Source organism: Auraticoccus cholistanensis, from assembly GCF_009742705.1.
Lineage (GTDB): Bacteria > Actinomycetota > Actinomycetes > Propionibacteriales > Propionibacteriaceae > Auraticoccus > Auraticoccus cholistanensis.
Window position 1 is genome coordinate 57,580 of record NZ_WPCU01000004.1, and the last position, 19,213, is coordinate 76,792.

A 19,213-nucleotide genomic window follows, 5' to 3' on the forward strand; every position below is an offset into this window, starting at 1 on the left:
ACGCCCTCGCCTCGCAGGGTGGCAGCATCACCCAGTTCCAGATGTGGGCGCTGAGCCGGCAGGAGGACCTCTTCGCCGAGACCTCGGCAGGGTTCTCGCGGGAGACGCTCGTCGAGTGGTTCGAGCTGTGGCTCGGTGCGATGGAGGACGGCGTCACACCCTCCGCCGACGTCGCCTCGGAGTACGCAGGTGTGCCCACCAACCAGGGCATGATGGCTGTCGGGCTCACCCTGGTCAGCGCCACGGGGGACAACAACACCTCCGACATGCAGATCTCCCTCGACCAGAACGGCCGCGGTGCGGTCTCGATGGCACCCGCGCCGACCGGCGGGGCGCCGCAGGTGGTCGGCGCCAACTCCTGGTCGATCGCGGAGAACTGCACGAACGTGGCAGCAGCCGCCGCCTTCATCGACTACTTCATCAACTCCTCCGAGGCCGCGGTCACCCTCGACACGCAGACCGGCCTCCCGCCGGTGACCAGCATCGCCCAGGAGCTCGTGGCCTCCGACGAGGTCGCGCCGTCGATCAAGGAGCGGATCGCGCTCTACGAGGAGCTGCTGGCCCGGGGCGCGACGGTGGACGTGTGGCCCGACGGCACCCAGCAGCTGGTGACCCAGTTCACCACCCAGTGGGAGGAGGTCGCGTTCGGGCAGTCGACTCCCGAGGCCGCCGCGGACGCCTTCATCGCCCAGGTCGAGACCGCCCTCTCCGGGTTCTGACCGGAGGCCCCGATGGTCGTCACGGAGAGAGGCGCGTCGCGACGGGTCGAGCGGACGCAACCCGAAGCACCCGACAACAACCCCGCCCGGCCGCCGGGCGTCGAGGCCCCCACCCGAGCCTGGTGGAACGAATCCGCTCGTACGACCGCGGCGGCCTACGTCTTCCTGTCGCCGTGGCTGCTCGGCTTCTTCGGGATCACCGTCCTGCCCATGCTGGCCTCGCTGGTGCTCTCGTTCACCAACTTCTCGGGTTCCTTCGCCCGGATGGAGTGGGTCGGGCTGGACAACTACCGGATCATGTTCACCGTCGACCCGGCGTACTGGGGCTCGGTCCGCGTGACGTTGCTGTACGTGCTCGTGTCGGTGCCGGTGATGCTCGCCTTCGCCCTCGCGGTCGCGGCGCTGCTCAACAAGGGGATCCGGGCCCTGGGGCTCTACCGGACCGTCTTCTACATCCCCTCGCTGCTCGGCGGCAGCGTGGCCATCGCGGTGCTGTGGCGCTTCGTGTGGGGCGAGTCCGGACTCCTCAACGGGGTCCTGTCGCTGGTCGGCGTCGAGGGCCGCAGCTGGATCGGCAACCCCGACACCGCGCTCATCACGATCATGGTCCTCAACGTGTGGACGTTCGGGTCGCCCATGATCATCTTCCTCGCCGGCCTGCGGCAGGTGCCGGTCAGCCTCTACGAGGCCGCTGCCCTCGACGGAGCCGGTCGCCGGGCACGGTTCTGGTACGTCACCATGCCGTCGATCTCGCCGGTGGTGCTGTTCAACGGCATCCTCGCGATCATCGGCGGCTTCCAGGCGTTCACCCAGGTGTACGTGGTCAGCGGCGGCACCGGAGGGCCAGCAGGTTCGACACTCTTCTACACGCTGCTGCTCTACCAACGAGCGTTCACGGAGCTGCGGTTCGGCTACGCGTCTGCGATGGCATGGGTCCTGCTGGCCGCCATCGCGGCGGTGACCGCGGTCGTCTTCGCCAGCGGTCGCTTCTGGGTCCACTACGGGGAGGGGGAGGAGCGATGAGCAGTGCCACCTCGGCCCGGCGGCCCCGGAGCACGGCGGGCCACGCCGCCCAGCGCACCCTGATCCACGTCGCGCTGGTCTCCGCGGCGTTCGTCATGTCGTACCCCCTGCTGTGGATGACGACGTCGGCCTTCCGGCCGTCGGAGCAGGTCCTCATCGAGGACAGCCTGTGGGTGTCGAACCCGACGCTGGAGAACTTCGTGCACGGATGGACCAGCGTGGCGCAGACGAGCTTCGGGACGTTCTTCGCGAACTCGCTCATCATCTCGGTGCTCGCCGTGGTGGGCAACGTGACCTCGTGCGCCCTGGCCGCCTACGCCTTCGCGCGGCTGCCGTTCCGCGGGAGGAAGATCTGGTTCGCCCTCATGATCGGCACGATCATGCTGCCGTACCACGTGCTGCTCATCCCGCAGTACCTGCTGTTCAACTCACTCGGCTGGGTGGACACGTTCCTGCCGCTCGTGGTGCCGCGCTTCCTGGCCACCGAGGCGTTCTTCGTGTTCCTGCTCGTCCAGTTCTTCCGGCTCGTGCCGAAGGACCTCGTCGACGCCGCTCGCATCGACGGCTGCGGGCATGCCCGGATCTTCGCCCAGATCATGGTGCCGCTCGCCGTCCCGGCCCTGGCGACCACCGCGGCGTTCTCCTTCATCTGGTCCTGGAACGACTTCCTCAACCCCCTCATCTACCTCACGAGCCAGGCCAACTACACCGTGCCCATCGGGTTGGCCCTCTTCGTCGACGCCTCGGGCACCTCCAACTACGGCGGCCTCTTCGCGATGTCGCTGCTCTCCCTGCTGCCGGTCATCGGCTTTTTCCTCGCCTTCCAGCGACTGCTGCTGGACGGCATCTCGACGACAGGAATGAAGTGACTCCACGACATCGACCCCTCGACCGCTTCACCGACCGAGTCATGCTGGTCACCGGTGCCGCCTCCGGCATCGGCCGCGCCACCGCCGTCCTGCTGGCGGCCGAGGGCGCGCACGTCGTGCTCCTGGACCGGGACCACGCCGGCGCGGTGGCGACAGCAGCTTCCATCACCGGCTCCGGCGGCACCGCCACGGCGCAGGTGCTCGACCTCGCCTCGGAGGGCTCGGTCTCGGAGGCCGCGGCCGCTCTCCGTGCCGAGCACCCGCGGATCCACGGCCTGATCGGTTGCGCAGGCCTGGTGCACGTGGACGGCTCGCAGGAGAACCCCTTCCTGGAACGGGGGCTGGCCGGCTGGGACCTACTCTTCGCGGTCAACGTCCGCGGCATGGCGCAGCTCGTCCACGAGCTGGTGCCGGCGCTGGTGGCCACCCGCGGAGTGGTGGTGACGGTCTCCTCCGAGGCGGCCTACCGGTCCAGAGCTGGTCGCTGGATCTACGACGCCACCAAGGCGGCCCTGGTCTCGGTCACCCGTTCCATGGCCGCTGCCCTCGCTCCGCAGGGGGTCCGTGTCGTCGGCATCGCTCCCGGCGGCACGATCACCGAGATGCACCTGCAAGACCACGCCGACCCCGAGGCCGCACGCGAGCGGATGCGAGCGGCCGAGGGCTCCAACCTCCTCCGCCGGCTCGCGGAGCCGGAGGAGATCGCTGCCGCGATCGCCTTCGCGGCCAGCGACGACGCCAGCTTCATCACCGGAACCACGATCCCCGTCGACGGGGGAGGGGCAGGAAGCCGATGAGCACGTCCTTCGGTCTCATCGGGCTCGGGAACGTGGGCCACGACCTCGTGACCTCCGCCCGGGCGTCCGGGCTGCAGGTCCATGGCCACGACATCGACGCAGACGCCCGTGCGCGGGCGCGCGAGGCGGGCGCGGTCGTCCACGAGGACCCGCGGTCCCTGGCGGCTGCGGTCGACGTGGTCGTGCTGTCGCTGCCGAACGCCGACGTCGTCGACGCGGTCCTGCTGGGGGGCGGGGTGCTCGAGTCCATGGCTGGGGGATCGGTCTGCGTCGACATGAGCACCAACCTGCCGGCGCGCACGCTCGCGCTCGTCGAGCTCGGCCGCCGTCGGCAGGTGGCGATGGTCGACGCGCCGGTGAGCTACGGGCCGGAGGGACTGGTCTCCTTCGTGGGGGGCACGGAGGAGGACGTCCGACGCGTGCGGACCTGGCTCGACGCCGTGACAGTACGCGCCTTCCACATGGGGCCACCCGGGCACGGCCAGTACGTCAAGCTGGTGCAGAACACGCTCAACGGCGTCTTCATGGGCGTCATCGGTGAGGTGCTGGGCTTCGCCGAGCACGCCGGTGTCGATCTCGCGCGGCTGCCCGAGGCGCTGAGCTGGACCGGTGCGCGTTCGGGGATGCTCGAGCGGGTGCTACCAGCGATGGTCGAGCGACGCTACGGGACGTCGGGCACCATGGCGCTGCACTCGAAGGACATGGGTTACGTGCTGCAGACAGCCGCGGAGATCGGGGCTCGGGTGCCGTTCACCGCCGCGCTGCGGGAGGTCTTCGAGGACGTCCTGGCGGCAGGGGACCGGCGTTGGACGCAGACCGCTCTGGTCGAGTGGTACCTGAGTGACGGAGTGGCGGCGCAGCCGACCGCGGAGGAGGGCGGGCGATGAGCAGGCGACCGATCGGTGTCGGCATCATCGGGCTCGGGAACAGCGGCTGGTTCTACCACGCCGAGGGAACGCTGGAGCACTCCCCGGACTACGACGTCGTCGCCGTCAGCGCCCGCCGGCCGGAGCGCACGGCGGAAGCAGCGCGACGCTTCGGGGCGACGGGTCACGCCACCTGGCTCGACCTCGTGCACGACGAGCGCGTCGACCTGGTCGTCGTGGCGACACCGCACGACCAGCACGCGCCGATGACCATCGCCTCCCTCGAGGCCGGGAAGCACGTCGTGGTGGAGAAGCCGATGGCCTCGACCCGGGCGGAGGCCGAGGCGATGATGGCGGCGGCACAGCGGAGCGGGCGCATCCTCACCGTCTTCCAGAACCGCCGCTGGGAACCGTCGTTCCAGATCATCCGCCAGCTCCTGGCCGAGGGAGCGATCGGGCAGGTGTGGCGCAGCGAGGAACGCCGGATGCACCGGGGCAGGTACACCGTCTCCGGGAGCGAGCGCGCGCACGCCGGGACCGAGCCGGCTGCCTGGGCCCACAGCACCGCCGGCGGTGGCGGAGTCGTCAACCTGATCGCCCCGCACCTCGTGGACCACCAGCTGCTCCTGCACGGCGGGCTCCCGGAGTGCGTCTCGGCCACGATGCACCGCTACGAGGGGGATGAGGTCGAGCACCACGGTGACGTCCGGCTGCACTACGGGGACGGCGTCGTGGCCCGTATCGAGGTCTTCCGTGAGTGCGACGTCGACCTGCCGAAGTGGGCGGTCTTCGGGAGCGCCGGGACGATCGTGGCCGACGACTTCGACGCCCTCCGGCTGGTGCGACCGGGACGGGACGTGGTGCGGTTCGACGGGCTGGCCCCGTTGCAGGCCTGCGACGAGTTCTACGAGTCGCTGGCGCGCGCCGTCCACGGCGACGGCCCGGTCCCCGTCGATCCGCAGGAGGCGGCGGCGGTGGTCCGGGTGCTCGAGGCGGCCCACCGGTCGGCTGCCTCCGGCGGCGTGACCGTGGCACCGTGACGGGGGTGCGACCGGGCGCATCCCGTGCCGGGAGCTCTGCCGTCAGTCGTTGACGCAGAACTCGTTGCCCTCGGGGTCGAGCATGACGTGCCACGACATCGGGCCCTGGCTGTGCGTGGCCACGTACCTGGCGCCGCGGGCCTCCAGCTCGGCCCGGGCGGCGTCCTTGTCGCCGGTGCGGACGTCCAGGTGGAGCCGGTTCTTGACCGTCTTCGGCTCCGGCACGTCCTGGAAGAGCACGCGCAGCCGGTCACGGCCGGCCTCTGGGTCGGGGGTGATGGCGGCCGCCCCGCGCCACACCAGCCGGCCGTGGTGGGTGGTGGTGTCGGCCTCGGTGGCGTAGCCCTGGTCGACCATCCGACGCACGAACTCCTCGTCGGTCGGCTCGACCGTCCACTGCAGGGTCTCGGCCCACCAGTCGGCCAGGGTCAGGGCGTCGGCGGTGTCGACGACGACCTGGAGGGTGCGGGGTGCAGGGTCCATGAGCCGATCATGCCGGTCGGCAGGCCGCGGCGGCAGCCCCCTCGCGCACGCATCCGGCCCGGGGTGACCCGCTCAGATGGTGCCCAGGGCCATCATCGCGTCGGCGACGCGCTTGAAGCCCGCGACGTTGGCACCGAGCGCGTAGTTGCCGGGCTCGCCGTACTCCTCCGCGGTCTCGGCGCACCGCTGGTGGACGCCCACCATGATCTCGGTCAGCCGCTCCTCGGCGTGCTCGAAAGTCCAGGAGTCGCGGCTGGCGTTCTGCTGCATCTCCAGCGCGCTGGTGGCCACACCACCGGCGTTGGCCGCCTTGCCGGGGCCGAAGAGCACCCCGGCCTCGGTCAGCACCCGCACCGCGTCGGGCGTGCAGGGCATGTTGGCCCCCTCGGCGACCGCCAGCACGCCCGAGCCGACGAGCGTCCGGGCGTGGTCGACGCCCAGCTCGTTCTGGGTGGCGCAGGGCAGCGCGATCTCGCAGGGGACGTCCCAGATGCTGCCGTTGGTCGAGTAGGTGGCGTCACGGCCCTGGGCGTAGTCCGACAGCCGTCCCCGTCGGACCTCCTTGACCTCGCGCAGGGCCTCGAGGTCGATCCCGCCCTCCTCGACCACGTAGCCGTCGGAGTCGGAGCAGGCCACCACGGTGGCGCCGAGCTGCTGCAGCTTGGCGATGGCGTAGATGGCCACGTTGCCGGAGCCGGAGACGACCGCGCGCCTGCCCTCGAGGTCCTGGCCCCGGGTGCGCAGCATCTCCTGGGTGAACAGCACGGTGCCGTAGCCGGTGGCCTCGGTGCGCACCCGCGAGCCGCCCCACGTCAGGCCCTTGCCGGTGAGCACCCCGGACTCGTAGCGGTTGGTGATCCGCTTGTACTGGCCGAACAGGTAGCCGATCTCGCGGCTGCCGACGCCGATGTCGCCGGCCGGCACGTCGGTGTACTCGCCGAGGTAGCGGTACAGCTCGGTCATGAAGGACTGGCAGAAGCGCATCACCTCGCCGTCGGAGCGGCCGCGGGGGTCGAAGTCCGACCCGCCCTTGGCGCCACCGATCGGCATCCCGGTCAGCGCGTTCTTGAAGATCTGCTCGAAGCCGAGGAACTTCACGATCCCCAGGTAGACCGACGGGTGGAAGCGCAGCCCGCCCTTGTAGGGGCCCAGGGCGGAGTTGAACTCCACCCGGAAGCCGCGGTTGATCTGCATGGTGCCGCGGTCGTCGTGCCAGGGGACCCGGAAGATGATCTGCCGCTCCGGCTCGCAGAGCCGCTGCAGCACGGCCGCGTCGGCGTACTCGGGGTGCTTCTCCAGCACCGGGCCGAGGCTGGAGAACACCTCACGGACGGCCTGGTGGAACTCGTCCTCGCCAGGGTTGCGGCGCAGCACCTCGTCGTACAGAGCGGTCAGCGTCGGGTGGGGCACGGGTTGCCTCTCGTCGTCGAGCGTGTGTCGCGGGTCTGCCGGCGTGGTCCCGCAGGAAGTACCCCCGACATCCTGCTTGATGTCGCCGCGGCGGCAGCCGACCTGCCTACCCGCTGAGACGGCAGCCGGTGCGGGGTGCCGCGGCGCGGGGCAGGGGTCCTACCCTGCTGGTGCCGAGAAGCGTCCTCAGGAGGTGCCGGAGTGGCGACGGTCGACCGGTGGTTCGTGCGGACCGCGGTGCCCGACGACGTGGCGGCGGTGTGCGGGTTCGGCGAGACGCACGTCGTCGCCCACTACGCCCCGTTGATCGGCGAGGAGGCGGCCGCCGAGCAGGTGCGGACCTGGTGGGAGGAGTCCCACATCGGCGCCGCCGTGGCAGCGGGGCAGGTGGTCGTCGCCGTCGCCGTCGCCGACGGGGAGGTCGTGGGTGTCGGGCAGCGCGGCCGCAGCGGTGAGGACCACGTCATCTACAAGCTGTACGTCGCCCCCGACCACCGCGGCGCAGGCCTCGGCCCCCGCCTGGTCGACGCCCTCGTCGCCCAGCTGCCGCCCGACGTCGACCGGGTCGCCATCGAGCACTTCGCGGCCAACGAGCGCGCCGGGGCGTTCTACGAGCGTGAGGGCTTCCGGGTCGAGCGCGTCGAACGCAGCCCGAGCGGCGATCCCGCCCGGGACGTCGTGTGGCGGGCCCGTGCCGTCCAGCGTCCGTCCGGTGCGGCGGGCGGCTAGCGCGCGCCGTCACCTCCGGACGGGGCCTGCCGCCGGCTGAGCTCCTCGACCGAGGCCACGCCCTCCTCCAGCACCGCGGTGTACACGGCGAGGCCACCGGGGTAGTCGGGCCCCTCGCGGAGAGCGGTCTTGACCGCCAGGATCGTGCGTCGCTGCCCCGGGGTGAGCCGGGCCCTCAGCTCGCGGTGCCACGCCGCGACGTCGGCGTGCTCGTCGTGCAGGATGAGCGAGATGTCCAGCGTCCAGACGGCACCGGCGACGACGATCACTTCCTGATCTGCAGTGAGGCGCGCGATGAAGATCTTGAGTCACGACTCGCGTTGGTCCGGTGACGATGAATCCGCCGACGACACGTTGATCATCGCGACGACCCGGGAGGAGCTGGCGACCATGGCCGCAGCCATCAACGAGGCGCTTGAGGCTGTCGAGGAGTGGGAGTTCGGCACCAGGCTCGGCGTTACGTCCGACCAAGCTCGGGCGCTGCGGGACGGGCTCAGCGAGGTCCTGCGAACGGCACACCGGCCCAAGTAGGGACTGCTGCGCGAGTAGTCGGAAGTGGTGCTCCCGCGGCGCCTGCGGCCTGAGTGCGCCGTTGATGGTCCCGTGCCTCATGGGGGTGAGTCGATCGAGCGGGCTTTGTCGTCAGCGGGAACGCCCGACCCTGAAGGCGGAGATGGAAGCTCCGGAGTCGATGACTGTGGTCAACGGGGGATGGATGTTCCATGGCGAGGAGGAGCAGGTGTGGCGGCCCGGCGGGCAGGTGGAGTTGCGTGATGGGGAGAGCCATCTGGTCTTGCTGACGTTCGCCGACATGGTGGCTGCGGCAGGGAACCCGGAGTGGGTGACCCTGGAACGGCTTCGTCGGCGGCCTGGACGCTCCCACCCTCGGACTCGTGGGCATCGGCGCCCGGGACTACGACCCCGCGACCGGCCGATTCCCAACTGAGCGCCGACGGCCGAGTCGGCCCAGTAGTATCGACGCCCCAGGCCAGGAAGGCGTACAAGGCACCTAGAAAGACGGTGCCCATTGATTGAGCCAATGAGAAATCCGCGCGGCGCTCAGCATGAACAGTGAATGTTGAGTAACGATCCGTCGGGGCACTCCGAGCTCCACTTGATAGATTAGGCAAACGATGACGTCATCGTCGCCACAGGCAGGGATCGTGCCAAGTGCAACGCGAAGCAGCGTGCTGTCCACAATTGGTTACTTCGACGCGCCGGTTCCGGACCTAGCGGATTGGCTTACTCAGTCTCTGACTGCCACGGTCCTCCTCGCGCCTGGACCGGAGCTTCGGGGTGAGCGGGGGCCCTGGCGTGCAGGCAACGACCCCGCACCCGAGTTGCACACAGTTGAGAGACCTTTGCGGCGAGCCGGGCACTTCTGGCGGGGTATGGACGACGCAGTGGCTTCCCTACGCTCAGTGGCTTCCCCATTTCGCACTCACCATGCGCTAATCCCCCTCGGTCGCTGGACAGTCATGCTGAACAACGCTCAAAACGGGACCGATCTGGGAGTTCTGCCTATTGCCACGATAGGTGACGGCGTTTGCTCTCGGGTCGTCGCGGCACTCTGTGTCGAAGACGGCCATGAGTATCCGGCCCGTTCACTTGCAGTGCACGAAGCCAGCACGGCGCGGGACCATTCTTACAGTCGTCGCGTGGTAACCGTGGCCCGCGACGGCTCGCGCTGGTCGTTCAGCGGATTCGGTGAGCCGTTCGAGTTCGAACAACTGGAGCGGTACAAGGCACGCCTCATTAAGAAGCGCCTCACGCCTGAGGTGTTGTGCCAGTATCTGGCGGACTACGGCATCCCCATCGAGGATTCCCCAGATTGGGGGCGTGCTGTGTTGCTAGAGCCACTCCCGCTCCCATGGGACGTATGAGCGTCTGAAGTGTCTGATTAGCACTTGGCAGTATCCGCATAGGCCCTGCTTCGCGATGCCAGCGGCTTGAGCTATCCCGAGGGGTAGTTCGATGAGTTCGCCTGTTCGCCATACAGATTGTGACCGAATCTGATGGCTCGGCGTACTGGACCACTGACCATCATGAAGGGTTCCTGATGATTCGAGGGGCAGTCAAGAAATGACGGATGCGAACATCTGGACGGATGTGGATGCATCCTTCCGACCGCGCTCTTCGGTACCTACCATGAGGTGGCGGCTCCGCAGTACTGCGCTGGTTGTCTTGGGTTTGACGGCCTGAGTTGTGCGCGGTCGAAAGAGGCGCACGCTGCACGGCGTCATCAACGAGCTGCAGCGCAAGGGCCTCGGAGTCCGCGGCTCCAGTCCCGGGCCAGACGCCTGAGACTCGCGGAGTCAGATCCAGCCGTTGCGGCGGGCCAGGTGGACGGCCTCGTGGCGGTTGGCGACGCCGAGCTTGCCCACCACGGCGGACAGGTAGTTGCGGACGGTGCCCACCGACAGCGAGGCCCGCTGGGCGATCTCGTCGATCGGGTTGCCCTCGGCGGCCAGCGCGAGCACGTCGGCCTCGCGGGGCGAGAGCGGGGAGTCGCCGGCGCTGATGGCGTCCGCGGCCAGCTCGGGGTCGACGTAGCGGCCCCCGCCGGCCACCGTCCGCACCACCGAGGCGAGCGTGCTGGCGCTCACCGTCTTGGGCAGGAAGCCGCGCACCCCGACCGCCAGCGCGTTCTTCAGGTAGCCCGGACGTCCGTGCGAGGTGACGATGATGCACCGGCAGCCGGGCAGGTCGCCGGCCAGCCGCTCGGCCACCTGGATGCCGTCCAGCTTGGGCATCTGCAGGTCGAGGACCGCGACGTCGGGACGGACCTTGGCCGCCACCACCACGGCCTCCTCGCCGTGGGCGGCCCGCCCCACCACCTCGATGTCGTCCTCCAGCTCGAGCAGGCTGCACAGCGCGTCGCGGATCAGCCCCTCGTCGTCGGCCAGCAGGACGCGGATCGGGTCGCTCATCGAACTCCTTCGGCGAGGGTGGGGGAGCCCGCCGGCGGCGCGGCGGGTGCGGCGCCGGCGTCGGCGGTGGCCAGCGGGGCCACGGCGGTCAGGGTGAACGTGTCGGCGTCCGGGTCGATCCGGTGGCTCAGGCCGCCCCCCACGGCGGCCAGCCGCTCCGTCATCCCCAGCAGGCCGTTGCCGCGGCTGCCGTCGTCGTGCTCGGGCTCGCGCAGCCCGTCGTTCACCACCACCAGCTCGACCGCCGGGGTGGGGCCGTCGAGGAGCCGGAGGGTGATCCGGGCGCTGCGCGCCCGGCTGTGGCGGATCACGTTGGTGACCGCCTCCCGCACCACGGCACCGAGCACCGCACCGACCTCGGGGGCCACCCGGCCCTCGGGCAGCTGGTTGGACAGCACGCACTCGATGCCGGCCGAGGACAGCAGCGACCGGGCGCCCACCAGCTCCTGCGGCAGGTCGGAGCCCCGCACCCCGGCCACCACCCGGCGCACCTCCTTGCCGGCCTCGTCGGCGATCCGGCGCACCTGGGCCATCTCGTCCGCCGCCCGCTCCGGACGCCCGCGACGGGCCAGCTCCGCGGCCAGCTCGCTCTTGACCGCCACGGTGGCCAGGGTCCGGCCGAAGACGTCGTGCAGGTCGCGGGAGATCCGCAGCCGCTCCTCGGCGATGGCCAGCTGGGCCGACTGGCCACGGGCGTCGTCCAGGGCGTACATCACCCGCAGCATCCACCCCGACAGCCAGAAGCTGGCCACGAAGAAGGCGTAGATCAGCGAGACGGCCACCATCTGGCCGGCGACGGTGGGCAGCTCGTTCCCCAGCACCGGCGCGAGCACCGCCGTCACGAGGGCCGCGGTCACCACCGGCGTCGCGGTGACCAGCCACCACGGCAGCCGGGGTGCGAAGGCGGCCATGCTCAGGCTGGTCACGATGACGGCCACGCTCGGCCAGCCGGTGGCCAGACCGCCCAGGGCCACCGGGGACAGCAGCACCGTGGCGAGGGTGAAGAGCACCCACAGCGCCAGCAGCGGACGGAGCCGGCGCGGCACCGGGACGGGGTGCCGCACCGTGTGCAGCGACCAGCGCATCCAGGCGAGGTTGCCGGCGGTGTGCAGCACCACCGCGACGGCCAGGGCGAGGGCCGGGCCGGGGGGCGCGCCGTCGTCGGTGGCGGCGGCCACCAGGACGGCCGCGCTCAGCTCGACGAGCAGCAGCACGTACAGCGACCAGTGCACGTACAGCACGAAGCGGCCGGTGCTGCGCCGCAGGTCACCGGGGCTGGGGCTCATGGCCTCGATCCTCCCATCGGCGCACATCCTCCCATCCGGCGTGCCTCGTCCACCGGCATCAGGCCGCCCGACGGCCGCGGCGCGAGCGCAGGTAGTCGCTGACCACGTACTCGCCGAGCCGGCCGAGCTGGGGGCTGAAGACGCGTCCGCCCGCACGCCGGGCCACGGCGTCGAGGAACCGCTCCAGCCCGGGGTCGTCGCCGAGCCGGAAGAAGTTGAGGGTGGCCCGGGCGCGGGTGAGCCGGTCCACCTGCTGCAGGGTGGCCCGCAGCGTCTCGCGCTCGGTGGGCCAGGCGAAGTGCGGGCTGCCGTCGGGCAGCAGGTGCGCCGTCGGCTCGCCGTCGGTGACCACCAGCACCACCGGCTCCGCCTCCGGGTGGCGGTGCAGGTGCCGTCCGGCCAGCGAGAGCGCGTGCGCCAGGTTGGTGCCCTGCACCCACGCCGGCTCCACGGCGGCCAGCTCGACCGGGGACAGCCGCCGGGCCATCAGGTCGAAGCCGATGATCTGCAGGGCGTCGGAGCGGAACCGGGTGCCGATGAGGTGCGCCAGCGCCAGCGACGTCTGCTTCATCGGGCCCCACCGGTCGGCCTGGATCATCGAGAACGACAGGTCCACGCACAGCGCCACCGCGGCGCTGGTGCGCCGCTCGGTCTCGGCCACCACGAAGTCCTCCGGCGCCAGCCGCAGCCGCTGCCCGGGCTCGGGGCGGGGCTGGCGGGCCACGGCGTTGATCACCGTGCGGACGGCGTCGACCGGCTTCTCCCCGCCGAGCTCCCAGGGCAGGAAGGCGCCGGTGCGCTCGTCGGCGGCGCCGGTGCGCTGGTCGTCGTGGCTGCCGGTGCGGGGGGCCTCCAGGCTGGCGAAGATCTGCCGCAGCGTCGTCTCGCCCAGCCGGCGCAGCGCCTTGGGGCTCAGGCTGAGACCCTCGGCGTCGCGCTGCAGCCACCCCTGGCGCTCGAGCTCGCGCTCCAGCCGGCGCAGCTGCTCCAGGTCGCGCACCGCCTCACCGCCCAGCTGGCGCTCCACCGCCTCGACGTCCACGTCGTCCAGACCGGCGCCGGCGTAGTCCTGGCCCAGCTGGCGCTGCAGCGACTCGACGTCGGCCAGGTCGGAGACCACCCCGACGGCCTCGCCGTAGCCGAGCTGCTCCTGCCCGTCGACGTCGAAGCCGCGGCCGTTCATCATCCCCGGCCGCAGCGCGCTCAGGTTGTCCCGCAGCTGGGAGAGCTGGCTGGCCAGGTCGGGGTCGCCGCCCAGGGCCTGCTGCATCAGGTCGGCCAGCTCGGCGCGCTGCTCCGCGCTGAGGGAGCGCATCAGCCGCTCTGCGTCGGCCTGCCGGCGGGCGAGCAGCTCGATCAGCTCGTCGGTGTCGGCCGGCTGCTCGGGGAAGAAGTCGCCGTGGGCGGCCATGAAGTCGGCGAAGGCCTGGGTGGTGTCCTCGCCGCGGGCGTGGGAGGCGAGCAGCGAGTTGAGGTCGGCCAGCATGTCGCGCAGCCGCTGCGACGACTCCGGGTCCTGCCCCGACAGGGCCTGCTTCATCCCCGCGAACTGCTGGTCCAGCACCTGCTCGCGGAGCATCTGCGTGATCTGCTGGTAGGTCTGCCGCGCCTCCTCCGAGCGCCACTCGTAGTCGGCCAGCCCGCGGACGGCCGCCGCGGTGGAGTCCGGCAGGGTGTCCAGCTCCATCTCGGCCCAGCGGGCCTCCTCGCCCGGGTCCTCGGCGAGGGCGTCGCGCTCGGCGGCCAGGGCCTGGTCCAGCGCCGCCCGGACCTGGTCCAGCACCCCGCCGAGGTTGCCCCGGCGGCGCAGCTCGCGGCGCCGTTCCGCCAGCCGGCGGCGCAGCGCGTCCACCCCGGGGGTCTGGCGGGTGCCGTGGCGGCGCAGCTCGTCGAGCACGTCGCGCAGGCTCTCGCCGGCCAGCACCCGCTCCCCGACCTCGTCGACGACCCGGCGCAGGTCGAACGGCGGCGCCAGCGGGTCGGGGCCGTCGTGCCAGGCGCGATAGGACCAGCGTCCTCGGCGGGTGCTCATCGGCGTCCTCCTCAGCTGCCGTAGACGGTGCGCTGGCCGCGACGGTGCTCGTCCACCGTCGCCTTGGAGAGCCGGCGGGTGAGGTACAGCCCCTCGCAGACCAGCTCGATCGCGGCGGCGGCCTGACCGGGGGAGACGGTGTCCTCGTGCACCCGCAGCGCCGCCATCACGGTGGACAGGCCGGGCACCCGCTCGAACTGGGCCAGCAGCTCGGTGGAGGTGACCAGCGGGCCGGTCTCGACGGTGGCGTCCTCGGCGAACAGGTCGGTGAAGCCGGTCAGGTCGACACCGGCCAGCAGGTCGCGGAAGACGGTCGCGGTGGCCATCCGCAGCAGGTGCTCGACCACGTCGTCCTCACGGCCCTCCTCGCCCATCTCGAACTCGAGCTTGCCGCGCAGGGTGGGAAGCACCGCCGCGAGGTCGCCGATGCGGGCCACCGGGTGCGGGTCGCCGGTGATGGCGGCCCGTCGCAGCGCCGCCCCCGACAGCTGCTCGACCGCCGCCACCGCGAAGCGGGCCGAGACCCCGGATGCCTGGTCGATGGCGCTGGAGCCTCGCAGCTCGTCGGTCAGCTCGGCCACCACCCGCAGCAGGTGCTCCGGCACCGCACCGACGACCTCGGTGCCGTCGGGCAGCCGGCCGACGGCCAGCTCGGCCTCCTGGCGCACCAGGGCGACCTCGTGCTCGATCTCGGTGGGGTAGTGGGTGCGGATCTCGGCGCCGAAGCGGTCCTTGAGCGGGGTGATGATTCGGCCGCGGTTGGTGTAGTCCTCGGGGTTGGCCGAGGCCACCACCAGCAGGTCGAGCGGCAGCCGCAGCGCGTACCCGCGGACCTGGATGTCGCGCTCCTCGAGCACGTTGAACAGCCCCACCTGGATCCGCTCGGCCAGGTCGGGCAGCTCGTTGATGCCGAAGACGCCGCGGTGCCCCCGCGGCAGCAGCCCGTAGTGGACCGTCTCGGGGTCGCCCAGCGAGCGCCCCTCCGCCAGCCGGGTCGGGTCGACGTCGCCGATCAGGTCGCCGATGCTGGTGTCGGGGGTGGCCAGCTTCTCGGTGTAGCGCTCGTCGCGGTGCCACCAGCTGACCGGGAGGTCGTCACCCAGCTCGGCGGCCCGCTGCCGGCTGCCCACCGTGATCGGGTCGTAGGGGTGCTCGTGCAGCTCCGAGCCGGTGATGTAGGGGGTCCACTCGTCCAGCAGCCCGGCCAGCGTCCGCATCAGCCGGGTCTTGCCCTGGCCCCGCTCGCCGAGCAGCACGAAGTCGTGCCCGGCGAGCAGGGCCCGCTCGACCTCGGGCAGCACGGTGTCGTCCAGCCCCACCAGCCCGGGGAGCGAGGGGGCGCCGGCGCGGAGCCGCTCGAGCAGGTTGTCGCGGAGCTCGGCCTTGACGCTGCGGTGCCGGTGGCCGGACGCCCGCAGCTCGCCCAGGGTGGTGGCGGCGGGTGGTGTGCTGGCTGTCATGGACCGAATCTACGCCGCGGTCCCGACAGCCTGCGGGTCGGCGGCCCGGGCCGTCCCCGCGCGGTGCGACCACCACCAGAGGGCGGCCGTGGTGAGGGCGATCATGGCGGCCGGGATCAGCATCATGGCCCCGCCCGAGCCGGCGCTGCGGTCGATCACCACCTCGCTGGTCACGAACGCCGAGAGCCCGAACAGCGTCGTGTTGTTGACCGCGTGCAGCACCACCGCGGCCTCCAGACCACCGGTGCGCCAGACCAGCACGGTGCAGGCCAGCCCGAAGAACAGGTAGTACAGCGCGAGCGTCCAGTCCCCGGCACCGTGGGCCACCATGAACAGCAGGTTGGGCCCCACCAGCGCCGCGATCAGGGCGAGGCGGGGCGAGGCGAACCAGGAGCCGAAGCTGCGGGCCAGCAGCCCGCGGGCGGCGTACTCCTCACCGGCGGCCTGGAAGGGGGTGCTGACCACGACGACCGCCAGCATGAGCAGGGTGCTGGCCAGGGTCGGAGCGGCCCCACCCGCGCCGGCCGCCTCGGGGAAGAGCCAGATCAGCAGCCCGGCGTAGACCAGCCACACCGGCAGCAGGACGGCGGTCAGCCGGGCGGCGAAGCGCCACCGGAAGCGGCCGTGCACCGAGTGCAGCCAGCGCGCCGGCTGACCGAACAGCGAGCGCTGCAGCAGCATCGAGATCGGGATCATCGCCGCGATCGAGACGTTGGTGACGGCCAGCAGCGTCGGGGTGAGGACCATGGTCGTGCCCTGGAAGCGCAGCAGCTCGGTGCCGGTCAGCGCCTGGACCAGGGTGAGCGGCACCAGCAGCACCACCTGCACCACCAGGAACAGCACGCAGGTCAGCACGACCGCGAGCGCGCCCCGCCACCAGGCGCTGCGCGGGGTGCGCAGGAAGTGGTGGTACTCGGTGGGACCGACCGGCAGCGGGCTGGGGCGCACCGGCCCGGCGGGGGCCGGCGGAGGTGCGGGCGTCTCGTCGACGGTGGGGACGTCGCGGAGCGGGCGTCGCAGCGGTGCCGGCGGCTGGCCGCCCGGAGGTGTCGAGGTCATGCCCCCAGCCTCGCCGCCGCCGCGCCGCCCGGGCAGGGCCGTCGCTCACCGCTTCCGGTGGCCCCTTCCCGGGGCCGCGGTGACAGGTGTCACGACGCGTCGGAGGTCATCCGCTGACGGCGAAGCTGGTGCTGGTGCTCGCGGTGGAGTCGCCGCCGACGTGCACGTCGAAGGTGGCGGCGTCGACCACCCAGTCCCGGGCGGCGGCGTTCCAGTAGCGCAGCTCGTCGGGACCGAGCGGGAACCGCAGGGTCCGCGACTCGCCGACGGCCAGGCCGACGCGCTCGAACCCCTTGAGCTCACGTACCGGGCGTGCCGCCGTGCCGGAGCGCTGGGATAGGTAGACCTGCACCACCTCCTCACCCGGGCGGGGACCGGTGTTGGTGACCGTGACCGTGACGGTGACGGTCTCGCCGCGCCGGAGGGTGTCGCGGTCCAGCGACAGGTCGCTGTACTCGAAGCGGCCGTAGGACAGCCCGTGCCCGAACGGGAACAGCGGGGTGCTGGCCTCGTCCCAGTACCGCCGGCCCTGGTTGGCCGGCTCGTGGGAGCGCGTGTGGCTGTAGACCATCGGGACCTGGCCGACGGTGCGGGGCCAGGTGAAGGGCAGCTTCCCACCGGGTGCGGCGTCGCCGAAGAGCAGGTCGGCGACGGCGGCACCGCCCTGCGTGCCGGGGTACCAGATGTCGAGGACGGCGGGCACGTGCTCGGCGGCCCAGCGCAGGTCGAGGGGACGTCCGTTCATCACCAGCAGCACCACCGGGGTGCCGGTGGCCACCACGGCCTGCAGCAGGGCCAGCTGGTCGCCGGGCAGCTCGAGGCTGGAGCGGGACGCGGCCTCGCCGATCATGTTCTGCCACTCGCCGAGCACGACGACGGCGACGTCGGCCTCCCGGGCCAGCGTGACGGCGCGGTCCAGCTCGGCGGCGTCGTCGAAGCCGGCCGGGTCGACCGGGGCGTTGTCCCCCCACATGTCGAACATCGACGGGAAGGTGCGCTGGGCGGGACGGATGCCGGGGGCGTAGGAGACCTCGGTGTGCTGGCCGGCCCGCTCCCGGATGCCCTGCAGCACCGTCACCGTCTCGGACGAGTCGTAGTCGAAGACCCAGGGGCCGAGGGTGTCGCGCGGTGAGTCGGCCAGCGGGCCGACCACCGCCAGCGAGGCCGGACGGTCGAGGGGGAGCAGGTCGCCCTCGTTGCGGAGCAGCACCGCCGCGCGGCGGGCGGCGGCGCGGGCGACGTCGCGGTGGGCCGGGTCGGCGAGGACCTCCCGGGCCCGCGCCTCGTCCACGTAGGGGTCGTCGAGCAGCCCCATCCGCACCTTGGCCGTCAGCACCCGCCGGACGGCCGCGTCCAGGGCCGCCTCGTCCACGAGCCCCTGCTCCACCGCCTCGGGCAGGTGGGTGTAGGCAGGGTCGGCGATGGCCATCTCCAGGTCCAGCCCGGCGGCGACCGCGCGGGCCGCGGCGTCGACCTGGTCGGCGGCGAAGCCGTGGGTGCGCAGGTTGTGCACCGCCTGGGCGTCGCTGACCACGAAACCCTCGAAGCCCCACTGCCGGCGCAGCACGTCCTCCAGCAGCCAGCGGTTGGCGGTCGCCGGGATGCCGTTGAGGGGCATGTAAGCGGTCATGATGTTGCCCGCACCGGCCGCGACGGCGGCCTCGAACGGCGGCAGGTAGACGTTCCACAGCTGGGCGTCGGAGAGGTCCACCTCGTCGTAGTCGCGGCCGCCGAGCGCGGCGCCGTAGCCGGCGAAGTGCTTGGGGCCGGCGATGATCCGATCCTGCTCGCCGAGCGACGCGCCCTGGAAGCCGCGGACCTGGGCCGCGGCGACCGCGCTGCCGAGGTAGGGGTCCTCGCCGGCGCCCTCGACGATCCGGCCCCAGCGCGGGTCGCGGGCGATGTCGACCATCGGCGCGAAGGCCCAGTGGATGCCCACCGCGCGGGCCTCCCGGGCGGCCACCGCCTGCCCCTGCTCGACGGTCCGCAGGTCCCACGAGGCGGCCATCGCGATCGGGACGGGGAAGATCGTGCGCAGGCCGTGGATGACGTCGAAGCCGAACAGCACCGGGATGCCGTGCCGGTTGCCCGCGACCGCCATCCGCTGCAGCCGGTTGACCTCGGCCGGGTCGGTGACGAACAGCAGCGAGCCGACGCGGCCCTGGCTCAGCTCGGCCTCGACCATGGCGGGCTGCCGGGCGAAGTCGGCGTTCAGCGTCTCCTCGATCTCCTCCGCCGGCGGCAGGTCGAAGTAGAAGAACTGGGTCAGCTGCCCCGCCTTCTCGGCCAGGGTCATGTCGGCCAGCAGGGCCTCCACCCGGCTGGCGACGCCGTCGTCGCTGGTGCTGGTCGGGTCGGTCATGGCACTCCTCGTCGAGTGGTGGCGGCTGGTCGGTCGCGACGAGCGGAGGCTCCGGCTGTGTCGTCCCCGCCCACGGTGATCATCAGTGAAGCAGGGACCGGGCCCTCAGGGCGACGGGGCCGCCGCTGTGCTCAGGACGTGCCGCTCA

General features: G+C 71.8%; 18 protein-coding genes. 9 read left to right on the forward strand and 9 right to left on the reverse strand.

Annotated elements, in window-relative coordinates; translation table 11 throughout:
• The 6 genes from GC722_RS02880 to GC722_RS02905 all read left to right on the forward strand — a co-directional run.
• A partial coding sequence (locus GC722_RS02880; protein ID WP_156608742.1) for an extracellular solute-binding protein occupies positions 1 to 719 on the forward strand: 719 nt, incomplete at its 5' end.
• A gap of 12 nt (positions 720 to 731) precedes the next feature.
• Positions 732 to 1,742 carry a carbohydrate ABC transporter permease gene (locus GC722_RS02885; RefSeq protein WP_156607836.1) on the forward strand — a complete coding sequence of 337 codons (1,011 nt, stop codon included), beginning with the start codon at positions 732 to 734 and terminating at the stop codon, positions 1,740 to 1,742.
• Complete coding sequence (locus tag GC722_RS02890) at positions 1,739 to 2,611, forward strand: carbohydrate ABC transporter permease (protein WP_156608744.1); 873 nt, start codon at positions 1,739 to 1,741, stop codon at positions 2,609 to 2,611. Before GC722_RS02885 ends, GC722_RS02890 begins: the two co-directional genes overlap by 4 nt.
• Before the next feature lie 41 nt (positions 2,612 to 2,652).
• The gene (locus GC722_RS02895) at positions 2,653 to 3,408 is read left to right on the forward strand and encodes an SDR family NAD(P)-dependent oxidoreductase (RefSeq protein WP_156607838.1); all 756 of its coding nucleotides are present in this window, start codon (positions 2,653 to 2,655) and stop codon (positions 3,406 to 3,408) included.
• Positions 3,405 to 4,295, forward strand: a complete 891-nt coding sequence (locus GC722_RS18060; protein ID WP_231747380.1) for an NAD(P)-dependent oxidoreductase — start codon at positions 3,405 to 3,407, stop codon at positions 4,293 to 4,295. The genes GC722_RS02895 and GC722_RS18060 overlap by 4 nt, the downstream gene beginning before the upstream one ends.
• Positions 4,292 to 5,314 carry a Gfo/Idh/MocA family protein gene (locus GC722_RS02905; protein WP_156607840.1) on the forward strand — a complete coding sequence of 341 codons (1,023 nt, stop codon included), beginning with the start codon at positions 4,292 to 4,294 and terminating at the stop codon, positions 5,312 to 5,314. Before GC722_RS18060 ends, GC722_RS02905 begins: the two co-directional genes overlap by 4 nt.
• Before the next feature lie 42 nt (positions 5,315 to 5,356).
• Here the strand turns inward: GC722_RS02905 and GC722_RS02910 are convergent, their stop codons facing one another.
• Positions 5,357 to 5,797 carry a VOC family protein gene (locus GC722_RS02910; RefSeq protein ID WP_156607842.1) on the reverse strand — a complete coding sequence of 147 codons (441 nt, stop codon included), beginning with the start codon at positions 5,795 to 5,797 and terminating at the stop codon, positions 5,357 to 5,359.
• A gap of 72 nt (positions 5,798 to 5,869) precedes the next feature.
• On the reverse strand, positions 5,870 to 7,207 hold the full coding sequence (gene gdhA / locus GC722_RS02915) for an NADP-specific glutamate dehydrogenase (RefSeq protein ID WP_331714335.1): 1,338 nt from the start codon (positions 7,205 to 7,207) through the stop codon (positions 5,870 to 5,872).
• Between the two features lie 201 nt (positions 7,208 to 7,408).
• Here gdhA and GC722_RS02920 point away from each other — a divergent pair, with 201 nt between their 5' ends.
• Positions 7,409 to 7,936 carry a GNAT family N-acetyltransferase gene (locus GC722_RS02920; protein ID WP_197429724.1) on the forward strand — a complete coding sequence of 176 codons (528 nt, stop codon included), beginning with the start codon at positions 7,409 to 7,411 and terminating at the stop codon, positions 7,934 to 7,936.
• On the opposite strand, the gene GC722_RS02925 is transcribed toward GC722_RS02920, so the two are convergent.
• Positions 7,933 to 8,205 carry a VHS/ENTH/ANTH domain-containing protein gene (locus GC722_RS02925; protein ID WP_156607844.1) on the reverse strand — a complete coding sequence of 91 codons (273 nt, stop codon included), beginning with the start codon at positions 8,203 to 8,205 and terminating at the stop codon, positions 7,933 to 7,935. The two genes, GC722_RS02920 and GC722_RS02925, sit on opposite strands and share 4 nt — an antisense overlap.
• A gap of 25 nt (positions 8,206 to 8,230) precedes the next feature.
• Between GC722_RS02925 and GC722_RS02930 the strand changes: the two genes are divergently transcribed.
• Positions 8,231 to 8,467 (forward strand): hypothetical protein, encoded by a 237-nt coding sequence (locus tag GC722_RS02930; RefSeq protein WP_156607846.1) that lies wholly within the window; start codon positions 8,231 to 8,233, stop codon positions 8,465 to 8,467.
• Between the two features lie 1,127 nt (positions 8,468 to 9,594).
• Positions 9,595 to 9,819 carry a hypothetical protein gene (locus GC722_RS02935; RefSeq protein ID WP_156607848.1) on the forward strand — a complete coding sequence of 75 codons (225 nt, stop codon included), beginning with the start codon at positions 9,595 to 9,597 and terminating at the stop codon, positions 9,817 to 9,819.
• A gap of 432 nt (positions 9,820 to 10,251) precedes the next feature.
• On the opposite strand, the gene GC722_RS02940 is transcribed toward GC722_RS02935, so the two are convergent.
• The 6 genes from GC722_RS02940 to bglX all read right to left on the reverse strand — a co-directional run bounded on the left by GC722_RS02940 (position 10,252) and on the right by bglX (position 19,065).
• The gene (locus GC722_RS02940; RefSeq protein ID WP_156607849.1) at positions 10,252 to 10,866 is read right to left on the reverse strand and encodes a response regulator transcription factor; all 615 of its coding nucleotides are present in this window, start codon (positions 10,864 to 10,866) and stop codon (positions 10,252 to 10,254) included.
• On the reverse strand, positions 10,863 to 12,152 hold the full coding sequence (locus GC722_RS02945) for a sensor histidine kinase (protein WP_197429725.1): 1,290 nt from the start codon (positions 12,150 to 12,152) through the stop codon (positions 10,863 to 10,865). Before GC722_RS02945 ends, GC722_RS02940 begins: the two co-directional genes overlap by 4 nt.
• Before the next feature lie 58 nt (positions 12,153 to 12,210).
• Positions 12,211 to 14,184 carry a vWA domain-containing protein gene (locus tag GC722_RS02950; RefSeq protein ID WP_156607853.1) on the reverse strand — a complete coding sequence of 658 codons (1,974 nt, stop codon included), beginning with the start codon at positions 14,182 to 14,184 and terminating at the stop codon, positions 12,211 to 12,213.
• A gap of 11 nt (positions 14,185 to 14,195) precedes the next feature.
• On the reverse strand, positions 14,196 to 15,644 hold the full coding sequence (locus GC722_RS02955) for a magnesium chelatase (protein ID WP_156607855.1): 1,449 nt from the start codon (positions 15,642 to 15,644) through the stop codon (positions 14,196 to 14,198).
• 9 nt (positions 15,645 to 15,653) lie between these two features.
• A complete protein-coding gene (locus tag GC722_RS02960; RefSeq protein WP_156607857.1) occupies positions 15,654 to 16,703 on the reverse strand; it encodes a CPBP family intramembrane glutamic endopeptidase in 1,050 nt (349 codons plus the stop codon).
• Positions 16,704 to 16,809: 106 nt separating this feature from the next.
• Complete coding sequence (gene bglX, locus GC722_RS02965) at positions 16,810 to 19,065, reverse strand: beta-glucosidase BglX (RefSeq protein ID WP_156607858.1); 2,256 nt, start codon at positions 19,063 to 19,065, stop codon at positions 16,810 to 16,812.
• Positions 19,066 to 19,213: the final 148 nt, after the last annotated feature.

Bases quoted from the DNA above. Each gene is read 5' to 3' on its own strand.
- GC722_RS02885 (WP_156607836.1), top strand. From the start codon at position 732: ATGGTCGTCACGGAGAGAGGCGCGTCGCGACGGGTCGAGCGGACGCAA.
- GC722_RS02895 (WP_156607838.1), top strand. From the start codon at position 2,653: ATGCTGGTCACCGGTGCCGCCTCCGGCATCGGCCGCGCCACCGCCGTC.
- GC722_RS02950 (WP_156607853.1), bottom strand. From the start codon at position 14,184: ATGAGCACCCGCCGAGGACGCTGGTCCTATCGCGCCTGGCACGACGGC.
- GC722_RS18060 (WP_231747380.1), top strand. From the start codon at position 3,405: ATGAGCACGTCCTTCGGTCTCATCGGGCTCGGGAACGTGGGCCACGAC.
- bglX (WP_156607858.1), bottom strand. From the start codon at position 19,065: ATGACCGACCCGACCAGCACCAGCGACGACGGCGTCGCCAGCCGGGTG.
- GC722_RS02905 (WP_156607840.1), top strand. From the start codon at position 4,292: ATGAGCAGGCGACCGATCGGTGTCGGCATCATCGGGCTCGGGAACAGC.
- GC722_RS02890 (WP_156608744.1), top strand. From the start codon at position 1,739: ATGAGCAGTGCCACCTCGGCCCGGCGGCCCCGGAGCACGGCGGGCCAC.
- GC722_RS02940 (WP_156607849.1), bottom strand. From the start codon at position 10,866: ATGAGCGACCCGATCCGCGTCCTGCTGGCCGACGACGAGGGGCTGATC.
- GC722_RS02955 (WP_156607855.1), bottom strand. From the start codon at position 15,644: ATGACAGCCAGCACACCACCCGCCGCCACCACCCTGGGCGAGCTGCGG.
- GC722_RS02930 (WP_156607846.1), top strand. From the start codon at position 8,231: ATGAAGATCTTGAGTCACGACTCGCGTTGGTCCGGTGACGATGAATCC.
- GC722_RS02945 (WP_197429725.1), bottom strand. From the start codon at position 12,152: ATGAGCCCCAGCCCCGGTGACCTGCGGCGCAGCACCGGCCGCTTCGTG.
- GC722_RS02910 (WP_156607842.1), bottom strand. From the start codon at position 5,797: ATGGACCCTGCACCCCGCACCCTCCAGGTCGTCGTCGACACCGCCGAC.
- GC722_RS02960 (WP_156607857.1), bottom strand. From the start codon at position 16,703: ATGACCTCGACACCTCCGGGCGGCCAGCCGCCGGCACCGCTGCGACGC.